Genomic DNA, 26728 nt, shown 5'->3' with positions numbered 1-26728 from the left:
GTAACATGGTGCAAATAGCCGCGGCATCAATATAATTGGTTGCGCAATATCCTTTTGATCATTTGTATAGTGGAACGGCTGATCTGCCCTTTATACTTCTGAAGGATAGTACTTTCACTAACGCCATCGCTTAACTCATTCACCACCCGCAACCATTTGCCGAGGAATTCGGAATTGGGAGTACGGTAGCGCATCAGTCTCCTGACGGTTTCAATAACAGATTTGCTAACGGTGCCTTCATGCAGTTCAAAAACCTCGTCGTTGTTAAGTCCCAGTTTGATATCATCTGCAATCCTGGAATAATCCTGCAGATATTTTTCATTAGCCTCCATTACCTGTAACAGGGGATTGTCGCTAAAAGCAATATCTGAATTTTTCCGGTGCTGCTTTTGTAAGGCATGCAGGGCATAGTTCCGGGCAATATTGTCGCAAATAATAAGATCGTCTTTGTTAAGCTCAAACCATTCGCCTTTCACCCGCTTGTGCTGGAATACGATATGCAGGCTTTCTTCCAGGGCAGTCATATTCATCGCTTCATATTGCCTGATAACACGGAACATTACGGGCAGGTGAGTATGGTAAGCCGCCAGACGCTTATGCAGGTCCTGCGTTTTACCGATCTTATACAGGTTTTTACCCGTGTTCAGAATGTACACACACTTTCCAATTTGTACTTGCTCCATGAGGGTGTTTTCGCGCTTGCTGGTGATAATTAAGTTATCAATTTACGACTATGATTTTTATATACAAAATGGAATAATCAGGCTGAAGGGTAATATGAGGAGAAAGAGCAGCATACGGGCGGTTATCAGGCCGCGGTGACGGGTCCGTTAAGCTTTTACGCTGATGGTTATGGGTAGCCCTAAATTGTTTAATCGGGGGAGAAACAATTTCCAGATGCTATTATTCCCTTATCTGATACCTTTGTATTACTTCCCGGATGCTTCTCGGATACTTAGGAGTGGTCTATATGTCGTATCTCCTATACAATCCTCATACAGTCCTCATACAGTCCTCATACAGTCCTCATACACTCTTCATACGGTAAGCAGGCACTACTGATGCACTTTCAATGCTAAGTGCATGCACTTAGCCTGATTTGTCTCGTCCTGAAATAAGGATTACATATGTGTCGTTTTTCGGCATAATTCTACAAATTCCGGCAGAATCGGCGGGTTTGTTTTTCTGCGCATCTGGCAGTGAATAACTTTGGGTTGTATTTCGAAGTACAACCCTGTCTGATCAGACGGAAAGCTTAACAGGTATGGCTATAGAAACTGCCTGGTCTTTCAGAAAAAACACTTTAATATGAGTAAACAAGATGGCTTGCTACAATTTAATGGCACTATCGTTTTATAAAACAAAACGTGGCTTTCCCAGAAGATTGGACAAGGATCATGAGAAGCCACCCGGATCCTCTGTTGCATTCATTCAATTAGCGTTTTACTAAAATGAGCGCCATGAATTTTTAAACAGGCTCTAAGCAGGGAAGCCATTTCTTTGGAATGGATTTGAAGGAATAATTTTCGTCTGCCGGTCTTATCTTAATCTATAATAAAGCGGCCCTGCCGCTATTCTGTCCAATTGCTCAGGTACCTTGCGGTAAAATTTAACCCGTTCGTATACATGAACTTTCCGATCACTTCGTTCAGATAATCCATATCAAGCGATCCGTCTGCATTATTGTAGCGGAGTGAGCGTGCGTTATTATCATCTCCCGTATTCAGATATTTATCAGCAACAGGTAAATATTTCTTTAATCCTGCTGCCAGGTCAGATAACTTCAGGACATTATCCATCCGGTTAATAGGATTGATAAGACCATCGAAATCAGAGCCAATGCAGATATGATCCCATGGCGAAGTGCCCGGTTCCCAGCCTATGCCGGCGTTTCCCACCCTTACGGCATAAATTATATGAAGGCACAGCAGCATCAGGTGCCGCTCCGCCCTCGATGGAATACTCAGGAAGTCGAATAATTTTTCTGCGCCCGGCAACTGCCCGTCCCTGAAAAGCTTTTCCCATTCTTCTTTGGCTATATATTCAGGATCGAAGTATTCAGGCCGGCTGCTATCTATCATTTTTTCTGCACCCAGGATACGTTGATCAAGACTGATCCCTATCATCCCGCGGGAGCTCATGATCTCTATAATTTCTTCATCAAATAAATTGATAGTCCACGGATTGCCATATAAACCACTGTTGATACTGTCGTTTGTTTTACCGATCTTCCGGTTGTCAGGTTCCACGATACATACAAATGCACCATCCTGTTGGCCAGTGGTGGACCTGAATTGTTTTTTAGTAAGATAATTATTCAGTGATGTAAACGTGAAGCCGGTATGCGACGTGATAATGGGCAGCCTGCTTACTGCGGGGGCTTCATTGATCAGCGATTCACGGTAACGGTAATAATGAAACCGCGTATATACGCTCATATGTTTCAGGTCAATGAGCACTGGCCGCTTTTCATGCAGCAATGCCTGCCTCACTACTTTCTTGCCCAGCTGGGTGAGGCCCAGACCGGCTTTAGGCATAAAGTCCTCGCTGCTGAAGGCGATCTGCGCCTGTTTGTTAAGCCCCTGCGCAAACCCGCCCAGCGGTTGTTCGGGAATATAACTCAGGTGACATAAGTTGATACTGATAAAATCCATTTCGCTGTTATCCTGGATATCTTTCAGGTTCAGCTCAGGCGTCCGGGATAACGCACTGCCCCGGATAGGAACGTCCGATAAATTGTGCCCTCCTTCTATGGAAAAGATCAGGTAACGTTGCTGGTTATCATTTCTGAGCGTGTCTGCGATTTGCTGCGGGGTTTGGCCTTCCCAGTCCTTTCTCCCGGTATATTTAATATGATAAGGCGCCTGCTCCAGCGTGGCCCTGCTATCCAGGTACATTTTAACCTGTTGCCGGAACTCGGCGTAGTAGCTTGTTTTTCCATCCTTTGTTTTATTTACAATGTCTTTGTTTAAAGGTAATATATGGGAGAAGTCGATGCCGAGAACATGTAATATCCTGCGGGCAAAAGCATGTTCCAGGCTAATGATGGATGCTACTCCCAGATAGAGCTGACTGTCCTTCACCTGGTCCGGCGACGACTGGCTGTTAAACGGCCCACCAAAGAGATCATTCAGTAAACTGGCGAGGCCGGTTGTCTTAACCTGTTCTGTTATCGGGGTACCATTGCTGAGATAGTGTTTGAACAGCAGATGGAAATGGAAATCGAATATTTTGTTTGTCATGGGGTCACGTTATTTAGCGGCATTTTCTAAAATGGACTGAACGGTATTAAACCGTTGGAGCAGGTCGGGATAGGTAGCAGGAGCAGCGCTTTCATAGGCGATTCCGGCTTTCCCGAAGGTGGCGCTTTCCAGCATCCGCGCGGTGTCCGACAATGGCGCGGCTACAGCAGTCAGCGATTCCTGGTTCCCTCTCCTGGTGCCAAAGATGGCGTTATGAAGTTTATTCCAGTATGTTTTTACTATTTCAGCATAGCCTTGTAATGAATTAAGGAATGCGCTTTCATTCCAGCCGTTGTATTGGTTATTCAGTTTATTGGCTGCCTTAGGTGGTGTGTTTAATAATTTTTCGGCGTTAAGAATACCGCTGCCAAAACCCTTAGTCGGTAACTGGTCGCTTTTCCGGGCCGAATCTCTCAAGGCCTGCCGGAAGGCCTCTACCCTTTTCCAGCCTGCATATTCAGGAGCCCTCAGTTGGTCCTGGTATTTTGCCAGCCAGTATGCTGCAGCTGCCGCCACATGGGGAGTAGCATAGCTGGTGCCATCGCCGTAGGCAAACCCCTCTTTGTGATCGCCTTCCGCCTGCCAGATAGGTACCAGCACATCTTCTCCCGGCGCGGTAATATCCACGGCATCTCCCCTGGAAGATCCTGTCCATTCCCTGTCGAGGGGATTGGAAGCTGCTACCGCAATGGTGCCCGGGAACACAGCCGGCGCTACTACGGCCTGTACGCTGTTACCTGCTGCACAACACCATATCACGCCGCTTTCATAAGCTTTCTTTGCAAGGCGGGCAGTGGTAAGTGTAGGCGGAATACCCATGCTCATGGTAATAACATCAAAGCCTTGCGCAATGGCAGCGTCCAATGCTGCAGCAAGTTGTTGCTGCCTGTTGATGATAACAACGGTTTCGGCTATACGGAAAGGAACCAGCTTGTAGTTATCGGGCGCCAGCAGGCCGCAGTTGCCGTTACCTGCTGCCGGTGAGTAGTCGTGGCCAATTAACAGGCTGCCCGTACGTGTGCCGTGGCCAGGCTGCTTTCCCAGGGCTACGGTGCGCATATCAAGGGCGTCGTTGGTATTATCAAGGAAGTTAAAATCGTTGTCGGTATCAAATGCGCCGGCTACTTTGGAATGATCGGTATAACCGGTATCAAACTGCACAACGCGGATTCCTTTTTCATGTGGTGATGCAGGTGTGATTTGTGTTAGCAGTATTTTATCAAACCCCGTGGCATACCAGTTCCAGCGCCGGTATTCTTCCGTTTTCCTGCCGGAAACAAATTTACTGACTGCAGTGACAGTATAATTTTTTAGGAAGATGTCTTCGTTGGGGGTACCATATCCATCATCAAACAGGAAGGCAGATTCCATAGGCCCGCCACCTTTCCCGATAACATTGGCGGTATCGGCATTCAGGTATAATGGGAGGTCTGCTTCTGCATAAAAGATCCCTGGTACCTGTGTAAGTTTTGTTGCTTCCTCATGCGGGTTGCCACTGAAGCCGGTGGTGAAAGCAAATAGTTCTTCTTTGCCTACAGTTGCAGTAGCGGGCGTGAGCAGCGACAATTTTACTCCCGGCGGATATTTTACAGATAGTACCGCTTCTATCTGTGATACCGTTTCAGGTTTATTCAGCGCGGATATAATGAACGTTGTGGGGGTGCTGATATTGGGAGATGATGGAGCGTCCATAGTATTTTCTTTGGGAGATGAAGTAATATGGGGAACATTGGAAGAAGTATTACTATTATCGGCCGCGGCAGCCATTACTACATTATCCACGCCGCTCCGGATGCTGTCCTGGTCGGGCAGGGCCTGTTTCAGTTGTGGTGCAATGCTGTCGGTATCTTTAAGCAGCGCACGCCTGCCCTTTTCCATATCCGGGCTTAATGTGGCTTCACGCACGGCGCTTACAATTACGCTTACTTTAATTCCTTCATTGCCGATCCAGTCGATTTCATCATCAGGAGTTTCGGGAGTGGCCAGCTGTCCGCTCCGGGTAAGTACCCTGTTCTGATCGTCTGTTCGGGAAAGACCGCTATGATGCAGCGCAATGATTTCACAGGTGCCCAGCCCAAACACCGGAGAGCCGCTGCTGCCGGGCAGTGTGTCTGATTCGTATATAAGCCGGGTTCCCGTTTCTGAAAAGAACCGTATATCTTTCAACACTACTTTTTTCGGTAATCCATTTGGATGCTGCACAATTACACAGGATTCTCCCTTGATGATCTTGCCGATATTTCCATCAAGCCGTATCGGTGGAAATTGTGACAGGAGCTCGCCAAAAGTACCGGTAATACTTACTCCTATAAGTGTAAAGTCGAGCCCGCTGTTAAGAGTGATTTTGCTTACTTCCAGGCTGGAGGTCAGGAAAAATTTGCGGGCATCCAGTTTAAAGGAAGCGCTTCTTTTCAATGCTTTGGTAGTAGCATCTACTTCATAGTTAAACTCCGCAATCATATCTGCTGCGTCTGCAGCTGATTCAATCACATGGTGATTGGTAAGCAGGATATCTTCCGTTACAAGAAAACCGGTGCCGATGGGAGAGCCGCCTTTCAGGATACGGCATACAGCCTTCGACATTTCAGACAGGCGGTCAAGCACGTATTTATCCTGGAAGTCGGTAGTGCCGGTAATACGCTCCAGCGCTGTTTCCACGAGGGGGGTATTTTCGCGGGCCACGCGATATTGTACGCGGGTAGGGTTATCTTCCAGTTGTACCAAAGGCAGATTGGCCTGCCGTAATGCATATAGCTTTCTTTCAGCGGCTTCAAACTGGGGCTGGCGGTCACCGAAGCGATTGGCTACTTCCTGGATAACTTTCCAATGAGGTATCATTTTTTGAGGGTGTTTTTGGGGGCTGGTATGCTTGACTTTACTCAATGAATTTAATCAAAAAAGAAAAAAGAGAAGATTAACTTTTTATAGTAAGATGAATAATGAGCAGTTCCCGTATAACAGGACGAAGCTATCCGGGAGGATGCGTTATCCATAAATAATAAATCCTTTCTCAATAGAATTTATTTTACTGAACGTTATCCGGAATACCCCGATGCCATTGCTGCTGCCGTTGGGATTGCTGTTGCCTTCAATGGTTTCGATGAAGCCGCCGTTGACGGCGGTAACAATGCCGGTATGACCAAACCCGCCGCCATGGCTTTTAATGAAGATGCTGCCCGGAACCACCAGTGAGGGATTATTGACAGCCTTTGCGGTAGTGATTTTTACTGCGTTGGTCCGGTTCCAGTGGTCAAGGCAGCCTGCTGTTTTTACAACGGGGTTAGGGATGCCCAGTTCTGCAGCAGCTTTTTTAAAGCACCAGTATACAAATGCGGCGCACCAGTAGTTGCCCGGAGGAGTATTGGTACTGGCAAGATAGGCTTCTACCTGTGGCCCGCGGTTGCTGCCAGGTGGCACCTCCATTACGCCAATCTGGCTTTTGGCAACTTCAATGGCTTTTGCAAGTAAGGGGGCAGGCGCTTCATGTTGCTCGGGCACGCCATCGTCAAACAGTACTTCCCAGGTGATGGCGCCTACTTCACCATCCACAATAAGGGGATTGCCAAACCGGTCGCGGTGCATGGCCTGGAACTGCTTTACGGCCGACACGGTTTTAGGGCCAAACGTACCTGTGCCCTGCAGGGCGCCGATACCCAGCTCAATAAGTCGCTGCTGAATAGCTTTTACGATCTGGCTGTTTTTTTCTCCAGCCTTAATTACTTTGTTGGGGTAGTTCATAACAATTGATTTTTAAAAAGTTGGGGTAAGAAAGAATTATATACAATGGTTTAAAAATATTATTGGTATAACAGGGTTATCTAAAGATAACAATTTCCCGGCATTTTAAAGATTAAAGAGGGTGCTTCATTCCGGATGAAGCGCCCTCTTGTTTGTTTATGGAAGCGGTTTTAGAAGTTGGTATTAACAATCAGCGTATTCCTGTCGGATGCCGCAAAATCCATGGGGATAATACCGTACCTGCCATGTGTATTATTGGTGAAGTAGGTATTGATCTGTGGATTAATGGCATTGGATACCGTGGTAATGCTTGGAATACCGAAGATGAGCGATTTGTAACCGCTGGTGAAATTGATATACAGCACGGATTGGCTGCCATTTTTTGCTTCCGTGAAAAGATTGGTGATACTGGTCCATTTCCCGTTATTATCGGGCACTACGTACTGGTCCTGCACACGGAGGGAGGAATTGGCGTTATTAATGGAAAAAGTGGTGTTATCGGCCCAATTGGTGGCCTCAATACCTTTGGGGGTACCTGAGGCTCCAAATCGTCTCAGCAGCACAATTTTGCCCCTTACCTGGCCGAGATTGGGCACAGCATCGCCCAGGTACCATCTGGATGGCTGCAGTTGGGTGTAGCTGTCGAAAGTTTGTTCGAAGGAACGGGTGTTGTTGGTAGGGTCATACTCTTCCTTTACGCACATAATGATGGTTTCTGTAGGATTTGCCGCCAGGAAATCGTAACAGGCGGTAGTTACGTCCGTAAAGTTCAGGTTCTGGTAAATAGAGCCATGATGAATTGCGAAGGCATCCCCGATATGCCGGCACCGGATATCCAGGAAGCGGGTACCTGCATCCAGCTGCTCGCGGATGCTGAGGTTCTGGCATTTGGCAGTACCGCCAACAGGTTCCACCCGGGCGCCGCTATCGTGCGTACCTGGAATGGAAAGGCTGGTAAGACTGGTATTGTCTGCAATAGCGCCCATCCATTCTGTAAGGGTTACGTTTAGGGTGTTGGTAAGAGCGGTGTTGTTCGTTGTTTCAATGCCGGCTAAAGCATTAGGATTTACCAGGTCTTTTTTACAGCCAAAAAGAGAACATGCGGCCAAAGCCAGGGAGAGGGTTTTTAGGTTCATAGTGAAAGTATTTATCTTAAAAATACAGGACAATACCGTTTGGTTCATTGCAGTGGAAATTAATTGTGGGTTAACAATCTTTGATGTGGAATTAACAAATCCGGCAGGTAACGAAAACGTGTGATTTTTTATCAGCACAGGAATGTCTATCTTTATACCACGTAGTACCACATCAACCAGATTCGCTTGTTATAGGAAGTGTCCAAATTTATTTTGAATACCGTGCAATTAAATAGTGAACCGGATTTACTATTAAAAGTGTCGCAGGGCGATGAAGCTGCCTTTGCACACCTGTTCCACACCTACCAAAACAGGCTGGGAGCCTTTGTTATGCAGCTTACGGGATCCAGGCCGCTCGCAGAAGAAATTGTACAGGAAATATTTATCAGGATATGGGAAAAGCGGGAGAAATTAAGCCAGGTGGAGCATTTTCATTCCTACCTGTATACGGTGGCCCGCAACTATAGCTTGTCTTTCCTGAAAAAGCTCGGAAAGGAACTGGCCCAAAAGCAGGCATGGGAAATGAGCATGGCTACACGGGCGGAAGAGGAAGATACTGTTATCAGGAATTACCGGCGCATAATAGACCAGGCCATCTCAGAATTGCCCGCCCAGCGTCAGAAAGTATACCTTTTAAGCAGAGACGAAGGGCTCCGCCAGGCTGAAATTGCAGAACGTATGGCAATTTCACTGGAAACAGTAAAAAAGCATATGGTACTTGCGCTCCGCTCTATCCGGAGCTATGCAATGGCTCACCCGGAAATCAATATACTGATACTTGTTCTGGCCACGCCTTTCAGCATTTGAAAAAAGAATTCTCATCCATTACCTCTTTTTAGTACTTCCTGCTGTCTTATAGTATAGAATCAATCTATGCTAATGGACAACACCCGGTTGCGATACCTGCTTAGCCAATACGCGGGCAAAACGATCACCCAGGCGGAAGAATCCGAATTAAGTGATTTTTTAAATGCGGCAGATAATCAAACGCAGCTGGAATTGCTGATAGAGGAAGCCTGGATAAAGTCAGGTGAGGAAGATGAAAACATTTTTCCCTCGCCCGAACTGAACCAGGGATCGTTAGCCGCTCCATTAAGACCGGTTCGCTGGCTGCGTTGGGCCGCTGCGATATTGTTGCTGATTGCCGGCGCCGGTGCATGGCTGCTGGTTGCAAGGAGGGGGAAAATGGAAAAAGAACCATCTGCCATAGCCGTAAACACAAAAAAAGATGTAGGGCCGGGCGGGTCGAAGGCGATGCTTACGCTGGCCAATGGTAAGGAAATAGCGCTCGACAGTACCCTTAAAGGTACATTAGCCAAACAAGGAGAGGCGAACCTGCACGTGAGCCCCGGAATGCTTAAATACGACCCAAACAGGCAGTCATCTGTCAATACAATAGCCTATAATATATTAAAAACGCCCAAAGGAGGACAGTACCAGCTAGAATTGCCCGACGGCTCAAAAGTGTGGCTCAATGCGGCATCTTCCCTGAAATTCCCTACCGCCTTTCCTGGAAAAGAAAGACGGGTGGAACTAAGCGGAGAAGCTTATTTTGAAGTGGCCCGGAATGCCAGTCAGCCTTTTTTTGTATCGGTAAATAACGCCAGCATCGCGGTACTAGGCACCAGTTTCAATGTAATGGCCTATGCGGACGAGGCGGCCATGAGAACCACCCTGCTGGAAGGCGCCGTAAAAGTAAGCCAGGCAAGTACTTCCAGCTTGTTGAAGCCGGGAGAACAATCACTACTGGAGCCTAACGGCCGGATGGAAGTAATAGAAAAAGCCGATGTAAACCTGGCAGTTGCCTGGAAAAACGGTCTTACCTCTTTTAAAAGCGCAGATATCCAAACAATCATGCGACAGGTGGAACGCTGGTATGATGTGGAGGTGGTATATAACGGAACTATACCCTCCCGAAGGTTCACAGGAGATATTCCACGCGATGCCAACCTGTCTGAATTATTACGGCTACTGGAAATAAGCAGGATCCATTTTAAAATGGAACAACGGAAGCTGATCGTTATGCCGTAAGCAACTGAATCTAATTATTATATCAACCAAATCACTATTACCATGAATAACGGTCCCTGAACGACGTGTGGTAAGAACCGGGGCATAAAAAACCAGGAGCGATCTCACCCGTTCCTGGTAAAAAAGCCTGGGTCTGATACCTGACATCAATACTTAGCAGAAATCAAGAATTATCTCAACCCAAACACTACAAATGTATGCAATCTAATTGTCATGCAAAGCCCGTCTATATACCCGGGCTATTATCAACCATCAAAGATCGTGTCCTGACATTCCGGAAATCAGGTGCCCATCTGAGGATAAAAAAACAACTGATTAAGCAAATGAAAATTACAGCTATCCTCTTAACGGTAGTTTGTTTGCAGATCAGCGCAAAAAGTCTGTCGCAACAGATCACTTTGTCGCAAAAGAACGCACCGATCCAGAAGGTATTTGAAGAAATAAAAAAACAGTCAGGCTATCAATTCTGGTATGAAGATGCCATGCTTACGAAAAGTAAGCCGGTCGACATTTCCATCCGGAACGGATCCCTGGAGGAAGTACTGGCACTGCTGTTTAAAAATCAGCCTTTCAGCTATGAGGTGATAGGAAAGATCATCGCTGTAAAAGAAAAAGATATACAACTGCAGCATGCCTTACCCTATATGACGATACCTGAAGTAGTGCTTCGTAAAATAAGCGGCCTGGTAAAGGACAGCACAGGAGCGCCCATTCCGGGAGTCACCATCCTCATAAAAGGTACCAAAACCGGTGTTACCACCGATGTGCAGGGCCGGTTCAGTATCGATGTGCCGGATGGCAACGTGGTACTGGTTTTTACCTCGGTTGGGTTTGAACCCAGGTCCATCACACTGGGTACTTCCACTTTCCTGAACGTAACACTTACTACTGCCTCCAGCGGGCTGAATGAAATGGTGGTAACGGCGCTCGGTATCAAACGCCCGAAGGGTACACTGGGATACGCTATCAGCACCATTAAAGCAGATGAGCTTACAAAGGCAGGTACTACCATGAACCCCTTCCTGGCTTTGTACGGTAAGGCGGCAGGCGTTGGCGTAAACGTTGGTACCTCCGGTCCACAGGGTGGCGTAAGGATCAATATCCGCGGCGCAGCCAGTATGAACCCCGATCAGAACGTAAGGCCCCTGTTTGTGGTAGACGGCGTTATTCTCAGCGACCGTAAAACACAGATAGGCGGCGACGTAGGACAGGGTTTCGACTATGGCGCCGGTATCAACGATATCAACCCCGATGATATCGAATCTATTGATATCCTCAAAGGCGCAAAAGCTACTGTATTGTATGGCAGCGATGCAGCAAACGGTGTAATGATCATTACCACTAAAAACGGCCGCAATGTGAAAGGCTTCGGTATGACGGCCAACGTGCAGCAAACCATTGAACAACCGGTGTCTTACCTGAAACTGCAAACCAAATACGGCCTGGGAGATAACCTTTACGATACCACTTATGCCACCATTAATGGCGTACAAACCAGGATGCTGCCCAATAAACGCTTCAGCTTTGGCCCTGCTTTCGATGGCGCCGATGTGATGTTCTACGACAGCTCCATCGTGAAAAATTCGCCACACGCGAATAACTTTATGTCCCTTTTCCAGAACGGCCGTTCCACTTCTGCTAACGTAGCTATTGCCGGTAGCAATGAAAAAGGCAGTATCAGGGCTTCTTATACCAACTATAACTACCAGGATATTTCCGGCGATAACTCCTGGCAAAAAAGAAACTCTTTCAGCTTTAACGGAAATATCAAGGCCTCTGAACTGGCTTCCTTTGAAGTGATCTCCAATATTTACAGCATCTCTACACAAAACCGTCGTTCACAAAACGATGGCCCTGTGGCATGGGGATACCCGGTTGATTATGACTATAACCTTATATACCCTTATTATACAGATGCCACCGGTTATAAAAGAGACCTTTCCAATGCCCGCGTATCTGATGCGTTTACAAGGCTGGGCAGCTACCTGTGGAATACCAAAATGAACCGTTATAAGGATGAGAATATCCACATGATCACCTCTGCCAAGGTAACGCTGAACTTCACGAAAGAGCTGTTCCTCGTAGGTCAGGCAGGGCTGGATTATGATAACACTAACTACAACACGGAAGTAAGCGTAACAAGGGTGCTCCCAACGGTTGCAGGGGGAAGCTTTGGCGTGGCAAAGGAAAATTCCACCACTCAAACCTACCAGGCATTATTGAACTATAATAAAACCTTTTTAAACAACGATCTCCGCTTGTTTGCATTCGGAGGTGGCGTATACCGCCTGCGTAATGTAGATTATCTTGGTACAAATACCGTTGGTGGACTTACCTTCCCCGACTGGTACTCTTTTGCCAACCAGCTGGGCACACCTAATGCAGACAATGCCTACCTGCTGAGAAATTACACAAGAGGGTCTGACGTATTATATAGTTTACTGGCATCGGCAGCCTTATCCTGGAAGAATGAGTTTACATTGGAATTGCAGGGACGCCAGGACTGGAACTCCACACTGCCTCCTGAAAACAACAGGTACTTCTATCCTGGTGCTGCACTTACCTGGAACTATACCGAACGCTTCCCGCTTGCCGGCGTAAACACCGGGCAGCTGAGATTATCCTGGGCAGACGTGGGTAACGGTACCACCCGTTATTTTGCCAATAACCTGTATGGATACAACCGCCTTCCAAGCACGGATGCCAATTCCGTTTCACCACCGGATAAACTGTTGCCGGGCGCGCTGAAACCTGAGCGTAAAAGGGAATTTGAAGTGGGTATCAACAATACCTTCCTCCCTCAGGACAGGATCATCCTCGACTTCTCTTTCTATACCAATCACCGTTATAACCAGATCATCAGTCTGCCCATTTCTTCTGCCTCCAGTTCTACCGGTATGATCGTAAACGCCGGAGACGTAAAAGCCTGGGGCTTTGAGCTGGCGTTAACAGGCGTACCGCTGGTTGGTAAAAATTACCGCTGGAGCCTTACTCTGAATGCCGCCAGCCAGGGATCAAAAGTAATAGACCTGTACCAGGGTGTTACCAATTATCCTTTCAGTAACCTGATCAATGGCGCCGCTGCATCTATTCATGCAGATGAAGGCCGCCCTTATGGCGAAATCGTTATGCTGGACTATAAACGCGATGAAGCAGGCAATAAAGTAGTAAACAACCAGGGCATCTATATCCTTGATGATCAGAAAACAACCGTGGCCGGTAACATAATGCCAAAAGTTTACGGCGGGTTCATCTCCGACTTCATGTATAAAAACTTCAATTTCCGCATAGGGTTGGATTATAAATATGGCGGTACCATTTTCAGTTATACCAATAACCGCTTAACAGGTGTAGGCCAGCTGGAAAATACCATGCAATACCGTGATGAAGAAAACGGAGGGCTGGCTTATTACATCAACAGCAACGAACAAAAAGTGCCCTGGCAGCATTCACTGCCGGCGCCAGCCCAATCCCAAGACGGTAAAGTATATCATGATGGCCTGATCCTTCCTGGTATGAAATTGGACGACAATGGTAAATACGTAACCAATGATATTATCACCAGCGCTTCTACTTACTATGGAAGTTACGCCAACGACCTGGCCACTTCTTTCCCACCAGACAGGTTGTTTAAAAACAACTATATCAAGGTGAGGGAAGTAGCGCTTTCCTATACATTGCCTACCGATATCTCCAAAAGGATAAAGATGCAAAGGCTTACTATTACAGCCGCTGCCCGTAACCTGTTCTACCTTTATAAATCTATTCCCAATATTGATCCGGAAGGAGCGTTGGGAGCAGATGTTTTCGTGGAAAATACCATCTACCCTTCCCAAAGGACTTATTCCCTGGGGTTAAATGTTGCTTTCTAATGTATAAACTGAAAAAAATGAAAAAAGCTTATTTATATATTTTCCTGCTCTCAGCCTCCTTCCTGGGAGCTTGTAAAAAGGACCTGGAAGATCGCTTTTACGATAAGGACAAGCTCTCTACAGGCAGTGATATAGATGTGGTGCCCGGCTTATTCACCGGCGTGCTTACAAACAATAAAATATTTGCACAGGACTACGGAGAGTGGTATTACCTGCTCAATGGTGGTACCAGTATTACGGGGTATGAGCAGGTGGCGCAGCGTTTTGTGTCTTACCGTTACGATTGGTTTTCCACCTATAATGATTTAACCACGGGTAATGGTTTTGACGATTCACCTATCAACGGGCAGTCTTTTTTTCAGCATAGTTATACCCGGTTGAAGAATTATGAAGTGATCCGCGATTCCGTGGAGGCGCGTACCGGTCAGCTAAAGCTGGATGGAGATGTGTACCTGAAACTGGTGAGTTTTATCAAATGTTACCAGAGTGCAAAGCTGGTGGATTTCTTTAATTCAGTCCCTTATTCAGACGCTTTCCAGGGCGCTAAAAAAGAGCCGAAGTATCTTTTCCCTAAATATGATGATCCGAAAGAGATCTATCAGTCTATCATACAGGAATTGGGAACGATTGTAGATGAATTGCCTGGTGCATATTCACAGATGTCTGCTTCAGCTAAAACTGTTTTTACACAACAGGATATCGCTTTCAGTGGTGATATCAATAAGTGGGTAGCATTGATCAATTTTACCCGCCTGAAATTACTGGTAAGAATTGCCGGCGTGGAAGAAGCATATGCCAAACCACTGATCCAGGCAACGTTGGCAAAGCCATTGCCGCAAACAGATCTTTACTGGTTCTATTGGTTTGATATAGATCCAACCGGTGGTGGAACATGGATCCGCGGCGTGTATGAAAATACTTTCGCTTCTTTCATTCCGAATATCATTATGAAAAGGCTGAACTATGGTACACCTGCCTATCAGCAGGGAATTGATGATCCACGCTTACCGGTACTGGCTATGCCAACAAAATATATGGATTACCGTGGTGTGTCTGCCAATATCGAAGAACAATCTGTATTGTATAATAACGGAGAACGGTATTATCCATATGCAGATAATATAGCTTCTACCTTTTCTACCAATGCAAAATCCACTTACAATCATGCTACGTTCCACCGGAATTCGAAAATGCCGGTATATATGAGCACATTAGGGGAACTGGATCTGTTGCTGGCTGAAATTGCATTGAAAGGATTGGCAAACACAGGTAAATCAGCAGAAGAGCATATTAAGGATGAAGTAACGCATTCCGTTGCCTTCTGGTATACAATTAACCAGCTGAGCAGCTACGCTAAAACCCAGATGACACCTGAACAAACAGCAATGGTATATCCTACCAAACCATCTGATGCAGTGATAAGCGCATGGGGCGATGTTGTTAAAGCCAAATTCGCCGCCGCCCCCACACAGGACGATAAAATGGAAATCCTGATGCAGCAGAAATACATCCATCTCAACCTCTACCAGCCATATGAGCTCTGGGCAGAGCTGAGAAGGACCCGTCATCCGAAACTGGAACCGTTTACCTGGCATTCTTCTGTATGGAAGCCAATGCCGGAAAGAGTGCGTTATCCAACTATCGAGCTGACCAATAACCCGGATAATTTCAAAAAAGTGGCCGGTGAAAATAATCTGACCAGCCCAATTTTCTGGGTGCCTGCTGCGGCAAGAACAAAGAATCCTTACTGGGATAATTATAATTATCAATAGCAGAGAGCAATGACGTCGGAAGGGAGCTGGCTTATTTGGCCGGCTCTCTTTTTTAGTGCCATACTGCGATGCCCGCCGCCGCCAGTGTTAATCCCACCAGGGCATAGTAAGCTCCTTTGGTAAACGGTTTGTTGGTAAAACGTATATTGATCAACGTTATCAACAGGAATATACCGGTTTTGGGAACCACTTTATAGTAGTTAACATGCGGATATTTCAAAGCCACCATTATTATACCCGTTACCAGCAGCGCGATACCGAGCAGTAATCCTTTATGATCGCGGGTCTTTGTGTGATAATCGGATCGTTGCGTTACCAATACGGCAAGGTATCCCAAAAAACATCCGAAGTGAAGTAACAGAACTATACTAAAGAGCATGGGATGTTTTTTTAGCGGTGAAAGCAATATGATATACTCCCAGCCCCGATGCTATCACGATAGCCACCAGGTGAGGGATCAGTTTATCAATTGTATGTGCAGGGTTGTTCAGCACCAGGCAAAGATCCATTACGGGAACAATGGTGCCGGCAAGCAGCAATATGCCCAGTGCGCGGCGCTCCCCGGTCCATAGTATGCCCAGTATAGCGATACCAGTGAACAGGTCGCGGATACCTTTGATATAATGAAAGGAAAAATTACCATTTTCAGGGACGCTGATACCAAAGTCGGCTTCTGCTACTAATGGGCTAAAGAGAAAACGAAGGCCGATAAATACCAGCAGAGCTCCCATTGATAAGGTGGCATAGAAGGCGGTTTTTTCAGAGATGTTTTTCATTTGTTGCTTTTTTATGATGATGCAACAAAAGTACACACCGCTTTCCGCCTGTTCGTTCACCCAGGTTAATAAATCTACATCGCCAATCGTTTCCTGATCCTGCTCAAAGACGGAGGTTTTACGCCTACAAAGGAGGAAATGTAATATTGAGGGATGCGCTGCTGCAGGTCGGGGTAGTTATTTATAAAATGCAGGTAACGCTGTTCTGGCTGGTCTTCATAAAAAGAGGTGGCCTTTTTCAGTGCATATACATACAACTGTTCGCAAATTAAGCGGCCAAACTTTTCACCTTCTTTTACTTTACTGTAAATAAGTTGAAGGTTTTCATATGAAGCGCATAAAATTTCTGTTGGTTCAATGCACTGGATACTGCGCCGGGAAACCGAGTGATCAAGAAAGCTTTCATAGTTACAGGTAAAATCATTTTCCTTTCCAAAATCAAACGTCAGTTCTTCACCGGAATCTTTGATACTGTAGTAACGGATCAATCCCTTCTCTATAAATCCTGCTTCGCGGCATACCTGTCCCTGCCGCAGGAAATAATCATTTTTCCGGAACTGCCGGCTTACGAACAAAGAAGATATAAACTGTTTTTCGTCTTCATCCATGCGGATAAAATGCCCGATAACGTTGATCAGGTTAGTGTGTATGCTCATCTGTAAAACGGTTTAACTGGGCTTGTATGCCTTGTTTTTCGGTATCAGTTTTGGCCAGCTGGAAGGCTTTTTCAAAGCTTGCTTTTGCTTTTTTATTGTCGATATTCTTATACAGTTCTCCCAGCAGAACATAATAAAAGTGATTATTCTCCAGCTTTAATTTTTCTGCTTCAGCCAGCGCTTCGTGTTGCCCGTTTGCCTTATACAATGCAAAGGTACGGTTCAGGGCTACACTGGGAGAGTAATTGATCATTAGGAGGGCATTGTATAACTGAAGGATCTCGTTCCATTTTTCAGGCGTATCTTCCTTTATACAGTGCCAGTAAGCAATACGGGCTTCCAGGTGGTAGGAACTTACTTCATTTCCTTCGGCGGAAAGCTGCAGGAAATGAATGCCCTGGTTAATTAGTGAATAGTCCCATAGGGATTCGTTCTGCGCCTCGTACAATACTACCTCGCCTTCACCTGCCTGCCTGGCATTGAAGCGGGAGGCGTGAAAGCACATCAGGGCAATAAGCGCGTTTGTTTTGGGCAGATTGGTTTTGTCGTATGCAGCAAGCATTAAACCCAGGCGCAGCGCTTCCAGGCAGAGGTCCTGCTGCAGTATCTGGTTCTGTGTCTGCGAATAATACCCTTCACTGAAAAGCAGGTAAATAATATGCAGCACATTGTCCAGCCGTTGGGGGATATCATTTTCCGGCGGAAGCTCCATTTTGATCTTCTCCGCACGTAGTTTCTCTTTGGCCCTGAATAATCTTTTATTAATGGTTTCCTTATTGGATAAGAAAGCTTCTGCAATTTCATCTATCCCAAAACCGCAAAGGATACGCAGTGCCAGGCCTATCTGTGCTTCGCTGGCAATAGCGGGGTTACACACGGCAAAAAGCATCTGCAACTGGCTGTCCTGGATATTTTCCTGGGAAAAGCTCAGTGCTTCCGCCTCATCGGTCAGCTCCTGCCGGACTGTTATTTCAGGCAATACTTTTGTGTCAAATATTTTATTTCTCCTGAAATGATGTATCGCTTTTTGTTTGGCTACGGTATAAAGCCAGGCGGTTGGATTGGGCGGAAGCCCTTTCATACCCCACGTTTCAGAGGCCAGTAAAAATGTTTCACTCACAATATCTTCCGCAATTTCAATATGCTGTAACCCGAAAAGCCTGCTGATCACAGCCACCATCTTGGAGAATTCCTGCTTAAATAAATGCTTCAGTGATTCGAGTTCCTTTTCCATATTAAAACAGTAAAAACCACTCTAACGAAAGAGTGGTTTTTTATTTTTCGCTGATTACCGGTTACAAAACAATTTCCCTGATCTCAACACTGCCTCCGGTTTCCAGTACCGGGCAGCCGTGCGCCAGTGTGGTAGCCTCTTCCAGCGTATCGGACTTTACTACCAGGAACCCGCCCAGTCTTTCCCTGATCTCCACAAACGGGCCGTCTGTAATCACACCTCCCGGTTTCAGTACTTTTCCCTCCTGGGCAAGACGGCTGCCTTTGTTCCCCAGTTTGCCCTCTGCGGCAATACCGCCCGCCCAGTCCTGCCACTTCTTTGTCAGCGCCCGGAAATCTTCTGCAGATAGGTCGCGATAGGCGAAGTCTGCCTGGCGGAATAGCAATAAGAATTCTTTCATCTCTTCATAATTTAAATCGTGGTGAAATATAGGAATTAATTCGCTTTCACCTTGAATAATCCAGGTGTATAACTTCCTGCCGCGGTACGGAAGGCGATATTAAGACGGTTATAGCTGTTAATGGTGGTAATAGCTATGGTCAGGTCTACAATTTCTTCTTCTGAGAACTGCTGGCGCACCTGGTTGTATACATCGTCCGGTACATCGCTGTTGGTGATCCTGGTTACTGCTTCTGCCCAGGCAAAGGCTGCCCGTTCACGGTCGGTATATACAGTAGCTTCTCTCCAGCCTGCCAGCATATAAAGGCGTTGTTCCGTTTCTCCTTCTTCCCTTGCGTCTTTGGAGTGCATATCCAGGCAAAATCCGCAACCGTTCATTTCTGATACCCGGAAGTAAATTAAATGCTGCAGTGACCTTTCAATGGATGATTCCGCAAGGTATTTACTTACTCCGGATAATGCTTTCACTGCGTTGGCGCCATTGGTCAGCAGATTAATTCTCTGTTTCATGTTTATAAGTTTTATTGGTGAATATTTGTTTGTTTATACACCAATAAGGATCGGTAAAAAGGAAATTGGACATCTACCCGGAAATTTTTTTAATTTTTTTCGGGCAGATGGATAAAGGCTGTCAGCGCCTGTGCCTGGCAGAAATGAGAATTAATCATTTGTTAATCACCCCGCTTTCACAATTGTAAAACACTTTGGCGGGCCGTAATTTTTTCTTTTGACGGATGATTGCACAAACTTATCCGCGTACCGGGAAAATGCTGGCCTTTTTTATTTTCACATGGTCGTTTACAGTTATATCCGCTAAAGCTCAGGAGGTAAGGCCCCTCTATAAGGACTCTGTTCCCAACAGTATTGGTAAAACCGCCCCGGCAGATGTCCCTACCATCACCATCTATAAGCCTGAAAAGCCTAACGGCGCAGCGGTGATCATCTTCCCCGGTGGCGCATACGCGTTCCTGGCCTTTGCGGAGGAAGGCACCAAAATAGCTGAAGCGTTTATTACAAAAGGGGTTACCGCCTTCGTGGTAAAATACCGCCTGCCTTCAGATGCTACCATGCGGGATAAAAGCATGGGGCCTCTCCAGGACGCGCAGCAGGCCATTAAGCTGGTACGTATGAATGCGGCTGAATGGGGGCTGGATCCCCATAAGATCGGTATTGCAGGATACTCCGCCGGCGGCCATGTAGCGTCTACATTGGGCACGCACAGCGGACGTAGCTATATACCCAATAAGGAAAATACGGACCTGCGCCCCGACTTTATGATCCTCGTATATCCCGTGATCAGCATGAATAAAGACCTTGCCCACCAGGGCTCCAGCATTAACCTGCTGGGGAATGAACCATCCAAAGAAAAGATCGCCTTCTTTTCGAATGAAGAGTGGGTGAACAACAATACGCCGCCGGCCTATATCACGCATACCAGCGATGATGCCGTAGTGAATGTAAATAACAGTATTGCCTTTTACCAGGCCATGCTGAGAGGAGGTATCCCTGCTGAACTGCATCTCTATCCCACCGGCAACCATGGCTTCACCCAACGGTTACCAGTAAACGAATGGCTCGATCCTATGTTGTGGTGGATGAAAAGAGGGGGCTGGATCCCCAACACCCCCTGATCTGATATTAAATCATGGCATAGCCGTATGAACAGGTCGCACAGCAGGCTTTGAGTGCAGCAGCTTTATCAGCGGCCGCTCTACCTTGTAGTAGAAGAAAATGCCCACTGCCACCGCCAGTACCATATGCACAATAACCGAAAGGTCGGCATTCAGGAAGTAACCAGTGGAAGCATATATCTGCGCGATAAAATAATAGAAAGTATAGTGGGTAAGATAAATGGAATAAGAAGCGTCACCTATCAGTAAGCCCAGCCTGTTGTTCCAGAGTTTTGTCCATATACCCTGCTGTTCAAGGAAAATGCATCCGGCCAGGATACACGCACTGGGCAGGCCCCATAACAATACCCGTTTTAAACTGCCGGTACCGCTGGTAACACTGCTCAGCTCAGATATATTTCCAAAGCCATAAACAACATTATAAACATAACCGCCTATTCCCAGCAAAAGTAATAACCCGGCTATGCCGGTAGCTACCTTTACATGCCGGTACAGCCAGAAAATGATCACACCAAAAAGGAATTCCAGCATAATAGGGTTGGTATAAAATATCAACCGGAAATCAGTTGGCTTCAGCAGCTGGCCTATAGTCACCAGCACGGGGATAACAAGTAACAGCAATAAGGTCTTATATCTTGTACGGAATAAGATCAGGAAGAAAAAAAGACAATAGAACCACCATTCAAAACTAAGCGACCAGCCTACTACCAGAATTGGCGCCAGCCACTTCTGCGAGTTCAGTACAGGTAACATAAACACTGTGTCCCTCCATCCGTAAAGGATAGCCGTAACAGGATACATCCGGTCAAAAAAGCAAAAGAATACCATATAACAAACACTTGCTACATAGTAAATAGGATTGATCCGCAAGAAACGTTTTTTCAGGAAATCTATTCCATCACGCGCACCAAAATAATTACTGGCCACATAACTGATAATAAATCCTGAGATACCAAAGAAGAGGTCTACACCAATAGCGCCGAAGTTTTCAAGGAAATAGAATTTTTGCTGATGGGAAACGGTAAATGCTTCCTGCAGATCTATGGCATGCACATGTACCACAAGGATAACTGCTACTGCCCTTAATAACTGTATGCTGTTAATCTTCATAAATGGGATACTGATTGAGGGTAAAGGATGGCAACACCGGTCACTTTTGTGTAAAGCAAGTTAAGCTGGGCTGCTGTAATTACACCTCAGTCGGTATCGTGTGCTCAGCCATGCAACGATTGCCAGGTTTCCCTGCTGATGGTAAACCAGTTATGCAGTATTTCTTCTTCGTAAAAAGTACCATCCGGCCTGAAGCCGGCTTTTTCTAAAACACGTTTCGATGCAGCATTGCCTGCATCTGCCATGGCATAAATATTTTCCAGGCGAAGCCGGTTAAAGCCATAGTCCAGGCAGGCCTGTGCACACTCCGTAGCATATCCTTTCCCCCAGTATTTTTGGATGAAGCGGTAGCCAAGATCATAATAATTAACATGGCCATTGGTAGGCTTTTTCACCAGCTTTAATCCAGCCCATCCCACAAACCGGTTGCTCTCTTTTTCCACCACTGCCCATCTGCCAATACCATTCTCCCGGTATTGTTGCCGGATAAACCGGATCACTTCCCGCGATTCTTCAATAGTGCTTAAGGGCTTATTTCCCAGGTATAAGTGCACGGCCTTGTCTGAATCCAGTTCAAACATGCCGGCCGCATCAGCCGGTATCAGTTCCCTTAAGATCAACCGGGGCGTGGATGCAAAGATCTCCATACACGTGTTATTTGGCACCCAATTTAAAGGAACTATCTTAAACAGGAACAATAAAAAAGGAATTTATTCAGGTATCAGCAGGAAATTAGTGCCCGCTTCTGCTTTGGTGGATTTTTTCTGGTACTGGTAAGGAGAGAAACCGGCAAATTCTTTGAAAGCCCGGATGTAATGGGACTGATCGGCATAGTTGTGCTCAAAAGCAATATCAGACAGCTTACTGTAGTTATTGCTTTTTAACTGCTTTAATGAATTCTGAAAACGGCATATCCGGGAAAATAATTTCGGGGAGATGCCAACGCCCTGTTTAAACCGGCGCTCAAAACTTCTTTCCGTTAACTGCAACTGCTGCTGCAGGTCTTTTAATGCAATACTTCCGCCCGATTCAATGATCTGTGACAACGCAAAATGCGTGATCTCATCGGCCGATGCACTGTTTTTATTGATCTGGTTAAATAAAAATGTGGAAATGATATCTATCTTCCCTGTTAAAGAAGGTGCATTGCTTAGCCTTTCTGCCAGGTAAAAATCTTTGGTAACTGCCAGTATATCCAGGTCCATACAGGAATTGGTTAACTCATCGGCATTCAAACCAAAAATGGATTTCAACGCGTGCGGGTAACAAATTACCCCTATTGAACAAATGCTGCCCGTTACATGCAGCTCCGTATATTTGGTGGTTTGGCCGTACAACAGCAAGTCGGGTAGCTCTTTGTTTTCCTGGTAGAAAATACCATCCGCCGATTGCTGGATAATCAGGCCGGGACAGCCATCTGCCATTGGCCCCAGAATTTTAGGCTCATGAACAACGCCATTACTCTCCAGCGTCCAGAAATAACGAACGTGGCTTTTAAGATAAGATGGCGGTGGCAGCTCCTGGTACCTCATTTTATGGCAGGTGAATTACTTTCAAGGTAAGATTTTTTAATGATTTCATGATAACCCTTAGCTTTGCAAACTAATTAACTCGCCCCATGAGAATTGCATTATTCCGTTTTATCAGCAGCCTGGTGATCACAATAGCGACCAGCTTTGCATTTGCGCAAAATAAGATCGTTGTTTTTCAGTCTGATTTTGGTTTGAAAGACGGGGCCGTTTCAGCCATGAAGGGCGTAGCCAACGGGGTATCGACCGATCTGAAGTTGTATGACCTTACCCACGAAATCCCCGCGTATAATATATGGGAAGCTGCCTACCGGCTGGAACAAACAGTTCCTTACTGGCCCAAAGGTACGGTGTTTGTTTCTGTAGTGGATCCTGGTGTGGGCACCAGCCGCAAATCGGTAGTGCTAAAAACAAATAATGGCCACTTTGTGGTAACGCCCGATAATGGTACGCTTACCCTTATTGCAGCCTCGGAAGGCATTGCAGCAATACGTGAAATAGATGAAGCCGTAAACCGCCGTAAAGATTCTCAAAAATCCTATACCTTCCATGGCAGGGATGTATATGCCTATACCGGCGCGCGACTGGCATCCGGCGCCATTACCTTTGAAGAAGTAGGACCGTTGTTACCCAGTGAAGTAGTGAAGATTCCCTACCAGGCGGCGGTACTGGAAGGCGGAAAACTGAAAGGAAACATCTCTGTACTGGATGTGCAATATGGTAACGTATGGACCAACATCAGCGCCGACCTGCTTAACCAGCTGCATCTGCAATACGGCGATATCCTGCAGGTAACATTCTTCCACAACGGGAAAAAAGTACATCAAACCGCTGCGCCTTACAGTCAAACCTTTGGTGCGGTACCGGAAGGTAAGCCACTGGGCTACCTGAACAGCTTAATGCAATTATCGTTTGCACTTAACATGGGTAATTTTGCGGCTACCTATCATATAGGAAGCGGCAGTGAGTGGAGTGTGGAAGTAATATTATCTCCCAAAAAATAATTATAAGCCGATGGGATTACCGTGGCGGCCCAGTTTCGGAAGTATATACAATACACTGATACCGTAAATATCAGGCTGCCGCTTCGCCAGGCTCTTCATAAAAGAGCCCTTCACCTCAATGGCCCCGTTCTGTTTTTTACCAAGTCCTATCCGCATACCGATGTTTCCTACCGGCCCAAAGGAATGCTGGGTAATGGAATCTGTAAGGGTGCCGCCGTTAACGTCTTTGTACTTAACATTTACAGGACCGTAATGATAGGCGAATCCGCCGCCTGCAAAGAATCCCACGGCCTTTTTATTATCAAACGATGAAAACGAGCCGAAATTGAAGTTGATAATAAGCGGTATATCTACCATAGAACGGAACTTCTTCACCGGCCCATCTTTTCTTTCACCGGTGTAATAATATATGATATTACCATCGGCATCGTAATACCAGTCCATCTCTTCTCCTTCTCCAGATCCGCCGGAGCCGCCGGCCGTCAGAGGAATGCCTACAGATATCGCCATTTTATCCGTTTCCATTACGTTATAACGGATAGCATAGGTTAAACCGAAGCTTGGAATGCTTCCGCCCCGGGATGTATGATCAATGGAAGTAGTGAACCCGATACCATGCATAAAACGCTGTGAGAAAACCGGTAGGCCGGCAATACAGGCAATTGCTAACAGTACAATTTTTTTCATGTGGCAACGGTGGGATTAAGGATACAGTATAAAGTTAAAGTAAAAAGCTATTGAAACGGAAAACCGCCCCAATAGCTTTTTACAAACTTCTCTTGTGTTATTGTAGTACGTCCAGTATGGCGTGATCAATGCCCTGCAGGGTATTTGCAGCAGGTTTGATCAGTTCCAGTACGGTGATCTTATTGTTGCCTTTTTTCAGCCACTCAGCGGGTACATACAGGGTTTGCTGCGGACCTACCTGCCAGTACCTGCCCAGGTGATGGCCATTGATCCATACCACTCCTTTGCCCCATTGCGTCATGTCCAGGTAGGTATCGCCGGTAGCGGAAAGCGTGAAACTACCTTCTTTCAGCACGGGGACATCTGCAGCAGTAGCAGAAGGTGTAACTGCAGGCTGTACATCAAAAGGAAATTTAAACTGCTGCCACTGGTGTATGGCCTGGCCGTTAAATAATACTTCTCCCACAATTCCCTTCTTATTTTTCAGCAGGTAGGCACCAAAGTTGATGCGTCCAAGATTCTCCACGAGTATATCCAGGGTTACCGTACCGGCAGGAAGCGTTACTTCCACGCTGTCCTGCGCCAGGCGGCGGTCAAGGATAGCTACTCTTTTTCCGTTAACGAATATAAGGCCGTAATCGCGGAGGTCTTTTATTTTCAGCAAACCGCTATGTCCTCCCGGAATAGAAGTACGGTATAGTACAAATCCATAGGCCTGGTTCAGGTCTTCAAACGTCAACGGATCTACGCTTTTAATGGCGGCAGGCAGTTTACTGAAAACACCAGCACTGCGCTTAAAATTGATCACTGGTGTGGTGATCACTGGTTTCTTCGCGGCCACTTCCGGCAGGGTTACACCGGCAGGAAGATGGCGTGCAATCACTTCCCTGAACTTCATGAATTTAGGCGTAGCATTCCCTGCTTCATCCAGTGGCGCATCATAGTCGTAGCTGCTGATCTGTGGTTCGTAAGGGTTCTTGTCGTTGTAGTTGGCGCCGTTCATATAACCGCGGGTAGTACCACCGTGAAACATGTACATATTAATGGAAATACCAGCTGCCAGTACACGGTCTAACCGGTCGAGGAAATTTTCGTAAGGGATGGTGTGGTGCTTCTGCCCCCACGAGTCGAACCATGCAGGATACCATTCAGCAATATAAAAAGGGCCTTTGCCGTTATGGTTTTCCCTTACCAGTTGTTTTACTTTTTGCGGGTCATCTATACCGTTTACTGCAGGCAGTAAGCCTGGCAAATGCCCTTTGGCCACGTCTGCGGCAGGATCGCAGGTATACAGCAACCCATCGAATCCTGCATCAATAAACATCTTCCGGTTAATATCCAGGTAACTTTTATCATTGGAATAAGAACCATATTCGTTTTCTATCTGCACCATCAGAATGTTACCGCCATGGTTGATCTGCAACCCTGATAATTGTTTTCCTACAGCTTTGATATAGTTGTGGTAAGCAGCAAGATATTGTGGTTCTTTACTGCGCACTTCAAGGCCTTTTATATTCTGCAGCCAATAAGGATATCCGCCAAACTCCCATTCTGCGCAGGCATATGGGCTGGGACGGAGCACTACCCATAGCCCTTCTTCCTGGGCTATTTTTACAAAGGCTGCAACGTCGTTGTTACCGGAAAAATCATAATGCCCTTTTTGCGGTTCGTGCATATTCCAGAATACGTAGGTGCCTATGGTGTTCAGTCCCATAGCCTTAGCCATTTTCAGGCGGTCGCGCCAGCTTTCCCGCGGTACGCGCAGGTAATGGATCTCTCCGGAAATCATCTGGAAGGGTTTCCCGTCCAGCAGAAAGGTGGAGTCGCCCAGCTGGAATGTATGTTGTGCGGATAGCTGGAAGCTGCACAATATCATTAAAATAACAACGCTTAATTTTTTCATTGTCTACA

The 26728-nt window shown here is 46.3% G+C and carries 22 protein-coding genes; 6 read left to right on the top strand and 16 right to left on the bottom strand.

Annotation, left to right across the window (positions count from 1 at the left end; translation table 11 throughout):
• Positions 1-26: 26 nt before the first annotated feature.
• The 5 genes from FN124_RS06755 to FN124_RS06735 form a co-directional block, all read right to left on the bottom strand.
• Positions 27-683 carry a GIY-YIG nuclease family protein gene (locus tag FN124_RS06755; RefSeq protein WP_142683978.1) on the bottom strand — a complete coding sequence of 219 codons (657 nt, stop codon included), beginning with the start codon at positions 681-683 and terminating at the stop codon, positions 27-29.
• 888 nt (positions 684-1571) lie between these two features.
• The gene (locus tag FN124_RS06750; RefSeq protein WP_142683977.1) at positions 1572-3242 is read right to left on the bottom strand and encodes an amidohydrolase family protein; all 1671 of its coding nucleotides are present in this window, start codon (positions 3240-3242) and stop codon (positions 1572-1574) included.
• Positions 3243-3251: 9 nt separating this feature from the next.
• Entirely contained in the window at positions 3252-6080 is a 2829-nt protein-coding gene (locus FN124_RS06745) for a S8 family serine peptidase (RefSeq protein WP_142683976.1), read from the bottom strand.
• A 147-nt stretch (positions 6081-6227) separates the two neighbouring features.
• Positions 6228-6980, bottom strand: coding sequence for a CHAP domain-containing protein (locus tag FN124_RS06740; RefSeq protein ID WP_142683975.1), 753 nt, complete (start codon positions 6978-6980; stop codon positions 6228-6230).
• A gap of 170 nt (positions 6981-7150) precedes the next feature.
• A complete protein-coding gene (locus tag FN124_RS06735; RefSeq protein WP_185937119.1) occupies positions 7151-8116 on the bottom strand; it encodes a phosphatidylinositol-specific phospholipase C in 966 nt (321 codons plus the stop codon).
• A gap of 222 nt (positions 8117-8338) precedes the next feature.
• On the opposite strand from FN124_RS06735, the gene FN124_RS06730 reads away from it, so the two are divergent.
• The 4 genes from FN124_RS06730 to FN124_RS06715 all read left to right on the top strand — a co-directional run bounded on the left by FN124_RS06730 (position 8339) and on the right by FN124_RS06715 (position 15791).
• The gene (locus FN124_RS06730; RefSeq protein ID WP_185937118.1) at positions 8339-8923 is read left to right on the top strand and encodes an RNA polymerase sigma-70 factor; all 585 of its coding nucleotides are present in this window, start codon (positions 8339-8341) and stop codon (positions 8921-8923) included.
• Between the two features lie 72 nt (positions 8924-8995).
• Positions 8996-10147 (top strand): FecR family protein, encoded by a 1152-nt coding sequence (locus FN124_RS06725; protein ID WP_185937117.1) that lies wholly within the window; start codon positions 8996-8998, stop codon positions 10145-10147.
• A 323-nt stretch (positions 10148-10470) separates the two neighbouring features.
• Complete coding sequence (locus FN124_RS06720; RefSeq protein WP_185937116.1) at positions 10471-14019, top strand: SusC/RagA family TonB-linked outer membrane protein; 3549 nt, start codon at positions 10471-10473, stop codon at positions 14017-14019.
• Positions 14020-14036: 17 nt separating this feature from the next.
• A complete protein-coding gene (locus FN124_RS06715; protein WP_185937115.1) occupies positions 14037-15791 on the top strand; it encodes a SusD/RagB family nutrient-binding outer membrane lipoprotein in 1755 nt (584 codons plus the stop codon).
• A gap of 52 nt (positions 15792-15843) precedes the next feature.
• On the opposite strand, the gene FN124_RS06710 is transcribed toward FN124_RS06715, so the two are convergent.
• The 6 genes from FN124_RS06710 to FN124_RS06685 form a co-directional block, all read right to left on the bottom strand.
• Positions 15844-16170, bottom strand: a complete 327-nt coding sequence (locus FN124_RS06710; protein WP_142683969.1) for a hypothetical protein — start codon at positions 16168-16170, stop codon at positions 15844-15846.
• Positions 16160-16567, bottom strand: a complete 408-nt coding sequence (locus FN124_RS06705; protein WP_260607350.1) for a DUF4267 domain-containing protein — start codon at positions 16565-16567, stop codon at positions 16160-16162. The genes FN124_RS06710 and FN124_RS06705 overlap by 11 nt, the downstream gene beginning before the upstream one ends.
• A gap of 74 nt (positions 16568-16641) precedes the next feature.
• Complete coding sequence (locus FN124_RS06700; RefSeq protein WP_260607349.1) at positions 16642-17223, bottom strand: Crp/Fnr family transcriptional regulator; 582 nt, start codon at positions 17221-17223, stop codon at positions 16642-16644.
• On the bottom strand, positions 17207-18457 hold the full coding sequence (locus FN124_RS06695) for an RNA polymerase sigma factor (protein ID WP_142683968.1): 1251 nt from the start codon (positions 18455-18457) through the stop codon (positions 17207-17209). The genes FN124_RS06700 and FN124_RS06695 overlap by 17 nt, the downstream gene beginning before the upstream one ends.
• Positions 18458-18518: 61 nt before the next feature.
• Positions 18519-18857, bottom strand: coding sequence for a YciI family protein (locus FN124_RS06690; protein ID WP_142683967.1), 339 nt, complete (start codon positions 18855-18857; stop codon positions 18519-18521).
• 35 nt (positions 18858-18892) lie between these two features.
• Positions 18893-19366 carry a carboxymuconolactone decarboxylase family protein gene (locus FN124_RS06685; protein ID WP_142683966.1) on the bottom strand — a complete coding sequence of 158 codons (474 nt, stop codon included), beginning with the start codon at positions 19364-19366 and terminating at the stop codon, positions 18893-18895.
• Positions 19367-19590: 224 nt separating this feature from the next.
• Here FN124_RS06685 and FN124_RS06680 point away from each other — a divergent pair, with 224 nt between their 5' ends.
• A complete protein-coding gene (locus tag FN124_RS06680; protein WP_260607348.1) occupies positions 19591-20487 on the top strand; it encodes an alpha/beta hydrolase in 897 nt (298 codons plus the stop codon).
• 12 nt (positions 20488-20499) lie between these two features.
• On the opposite strand, the gene FN124_RS06675 is transcribed toward FN124_RS06680, so the two are convergent.
• The 3 genes from FN124_RS06675 to FN124_RS06665 all read right to left on the bottom strand — a co-directional run bounded on the left by FN124_RS06675 (position 20500) and on the right by FN124_RS06665 (position 23129).
• Entirely contained in the window at positions 20500-21597 is a 1098-nt protein-coding gene (locus tag FN124_RS06675) for an acyltransferase family protein (protein ID WP_142683965.1), read from the bottom strand.
• A gap of 104 nt (positions 21598-21701) precedes the next feature.
• Complete coding sequence (locus tag FN124_RS06670) at positions 21702-22244, bottom strand: GNAT family N-acetyltransferase (protein ID WP_142683964.1); 543 nt, start codon at positions 22242-22244, stop codon at positions 21702-21704.
• A gap of 63 nt (positions 22245-22307) precedes the next feature.
• Positions 22308-23129: a helix-turn-helix domain-containing protein gene (locus tag FN124_RS06665; RefSeq protein ID WP_142683963.1), complete on the bottom strand. Its 822-nt coding sequence runs from the start codon at positions 23127-23129 to the stop codon at positions 22308-22310.
• 86 nt (positions 23130-23215) lie between these two features.
• Here FN124_RS06665 and FN124_RS06660 point away from each other — a divergent pair, with 86 nt between their 5' ends.
• A complete protein-coding gene (locus tag FN124_RS06660; RefSeq protein WP_142683962.1) occupies positions 23216-24130 on the top strand; it encodes an SAM hydrolase/SAM-dependent halogenase family protein in 915 nt (304 codons plus the stop codon).
• Here the strand turns inward: FN124_RS06660 and FN124_RS06655 are convergent, their stop codons facing one another.
• On the bottom strand, positions 24131-24817 hold the full coding sequence (locus FN124_RS06655) for a hypothetical protein (RefSeq protein ID WP_142683961.1): 687 nt from the start codon (positions 24815-24817) through the stop codon (positions 24131-24133).
• Positions 24818-24914: 97 nt separating this feature from the next.
• A complete protein-coding gene (locus FN124_RS06650; protein ID WP_142683960.1) occupies positions 24915-26720 on the bottom strand; it encodes a glycoside hydrolase family 35 protein in 1806 nt (601 codons plus the stop codon).
• Positions 26721-26728 lie beyond the last annotated feature (8 nt).

This window comes from Chitinophaga polysaccharea (assembly GCF_902150045.1).
Classification (GTDB): Bacteria; Bacteroidota; Bacteroidia; order Chitinophagales; family Chitinophagaceae; genus Chitinophaga; species Chitinophaga polysaccharea_A.
This window is presented reverse-complemented; position numbering and strand designations above follow the sequence as displayed.

Bases quoted from the DNA above. Each gene is read 5' to 3' on its own strand.
- FN124_RS06755 (WP_142683978.1), bottom strand. From the start codon at position 683: ATGGAGCAAGTACAAATTGGAAAGTGTGTGTACATTCTGAACACGGGT.
- FN124_RS06750 (WP_142683977.1), bottom strand. From the start codon at position 3,242: ATGACAAACAAAATATTCGATTTCCATTTCCATCTGCTGTTCAAACAC.
- FN124_RS06745 (WP_142683976.1), bottom strand. From the start codon at position 6,080: ATGATACCTCATTGGAAAGTTATCCAGGAAGTAGCCAATCGCTTCGGT.
- FN124_RS06740 (WP_142683975.1), bottom strand. From the start codon at position 6,980: ATGAACTACCCCAACAAAGTAATTAAGGCTGGAGAAAAAAACAGCCAG.
- FN124_RS06735 (WP_185937119.1), bottom strand. From the start codon at position 8,116: ATGAACCTAAAAACCCTCTCCCTGGCTTTGGCCGCATGTTCTCTTTTT.
- FN124_RS06725 (WP_185937117.1), top strand. From the start codon at position 8,996: ATGGACAACACCCGGTTGCGATACCTGCTTAGCCAATACGCGGGCAAA.
- FN124_RS06720 (WP_185937116.1), top strand. From the start codon at position 10,471: ATGAAAATTACAGCTATCCTCTTAACGGTAGTTTGTTTGCAGATCAGC.
- FN124_RS06715 (WP_185937115.1), top strand. From the start codon at position 14,037: ATGAAAAAAGCTTATTTATATATTTTCCTGCTCTCAGCCTCCTTCCTG.
- FN124_RS06710 (WP_142683969.1), bottom strand. From the start codon at position 16,170: ATGCTCTTTAGTATAGTTCTGTTACTTCACTTCGGATGTTTTTTGGGA.
- FN124_RS06705 (WP_260607350.1), bottom strand. From the start codon at position 16,567: ATGAAAAACATCTCTGAAAAAACCGCCTTCTATGCCACCTTATCAATG.
- FN124_RS06700 (WP_260607349.1), bottom strand. From the start codon at position 17,223: ATGAGCATACACACTAACCTGATCAACGTTATCGGGCATTTTATCCGC.
- FN124_RS06695 (WP_142683968.1), bottom strand. From the start codon at position 18,457: ATGGAAAAGGAACTCGAATCACTGAAGCATTTATTTAAGCAGGAATTC.
- FN124_RS06690 (WP_142683967.1), bottom strand. From the start codon at position 18,857: ATGAAAGAATTCTTATTGCTATTCCGCCAGGCAGACTTCGCCTATCGC.
- FN124_RS06685 (WP_142683966.1), bottom strand. From the start codon at position 19,366: ATGAAACAGAGAATTAATCTGCTGACCAATGGCGCCAACGCAGTGAAA.
- FN124_RS06680 (WP_260607348.1), top strand. From the start codon at position 19,591: ATGATTGCACAAACTTATCCGCGTACCGGGAAAATGCTGGCCTTTTTT.
- FN124_RS06675 (WP_142683965.1), bottom strand. From the start codon at position 21,597: ATGAAGATTAACAGCATACAGTTATTAAGGGCAGTAGCAGTTATCCTT.
- FN124_RS06670 (WP_142683964.1), bottom strand. From the start codon at position 22,244: ATGGAGATCTTTGCATCCACGCCCCGGTTGATCTTAAGGGAACTGATA.
- FN124_RS06665 (WP_142683963.1), bottom strand. From the start codon at position 23,129: ATGAGGTACCAGGAGCTGCCACCGCCATCTTATCTTAAAAGCCACGTT.
- FN124_RS06660 (WP_142683962.1), top strand. From the start codon at position 23,216: ATGAGAATTGCATTATTCCGTTTTATCAGCAGCCTGGTGATCACAATA.
- FN124_RS06655 (WP_142683961.1), bottom strand. From the start codon at position 24,817: ATGAAAAAAATTGTACTGTTAGCAATTGCCTGTATTGCCGGCCTACCG.
- FN124_RS06650 (WP_142683960.1), bottom strand. From the start codon at position 26,720: ATGAAAAAATTAAGCGTTGTTATTTTAATGATATTGTGCAGCTTCCAG.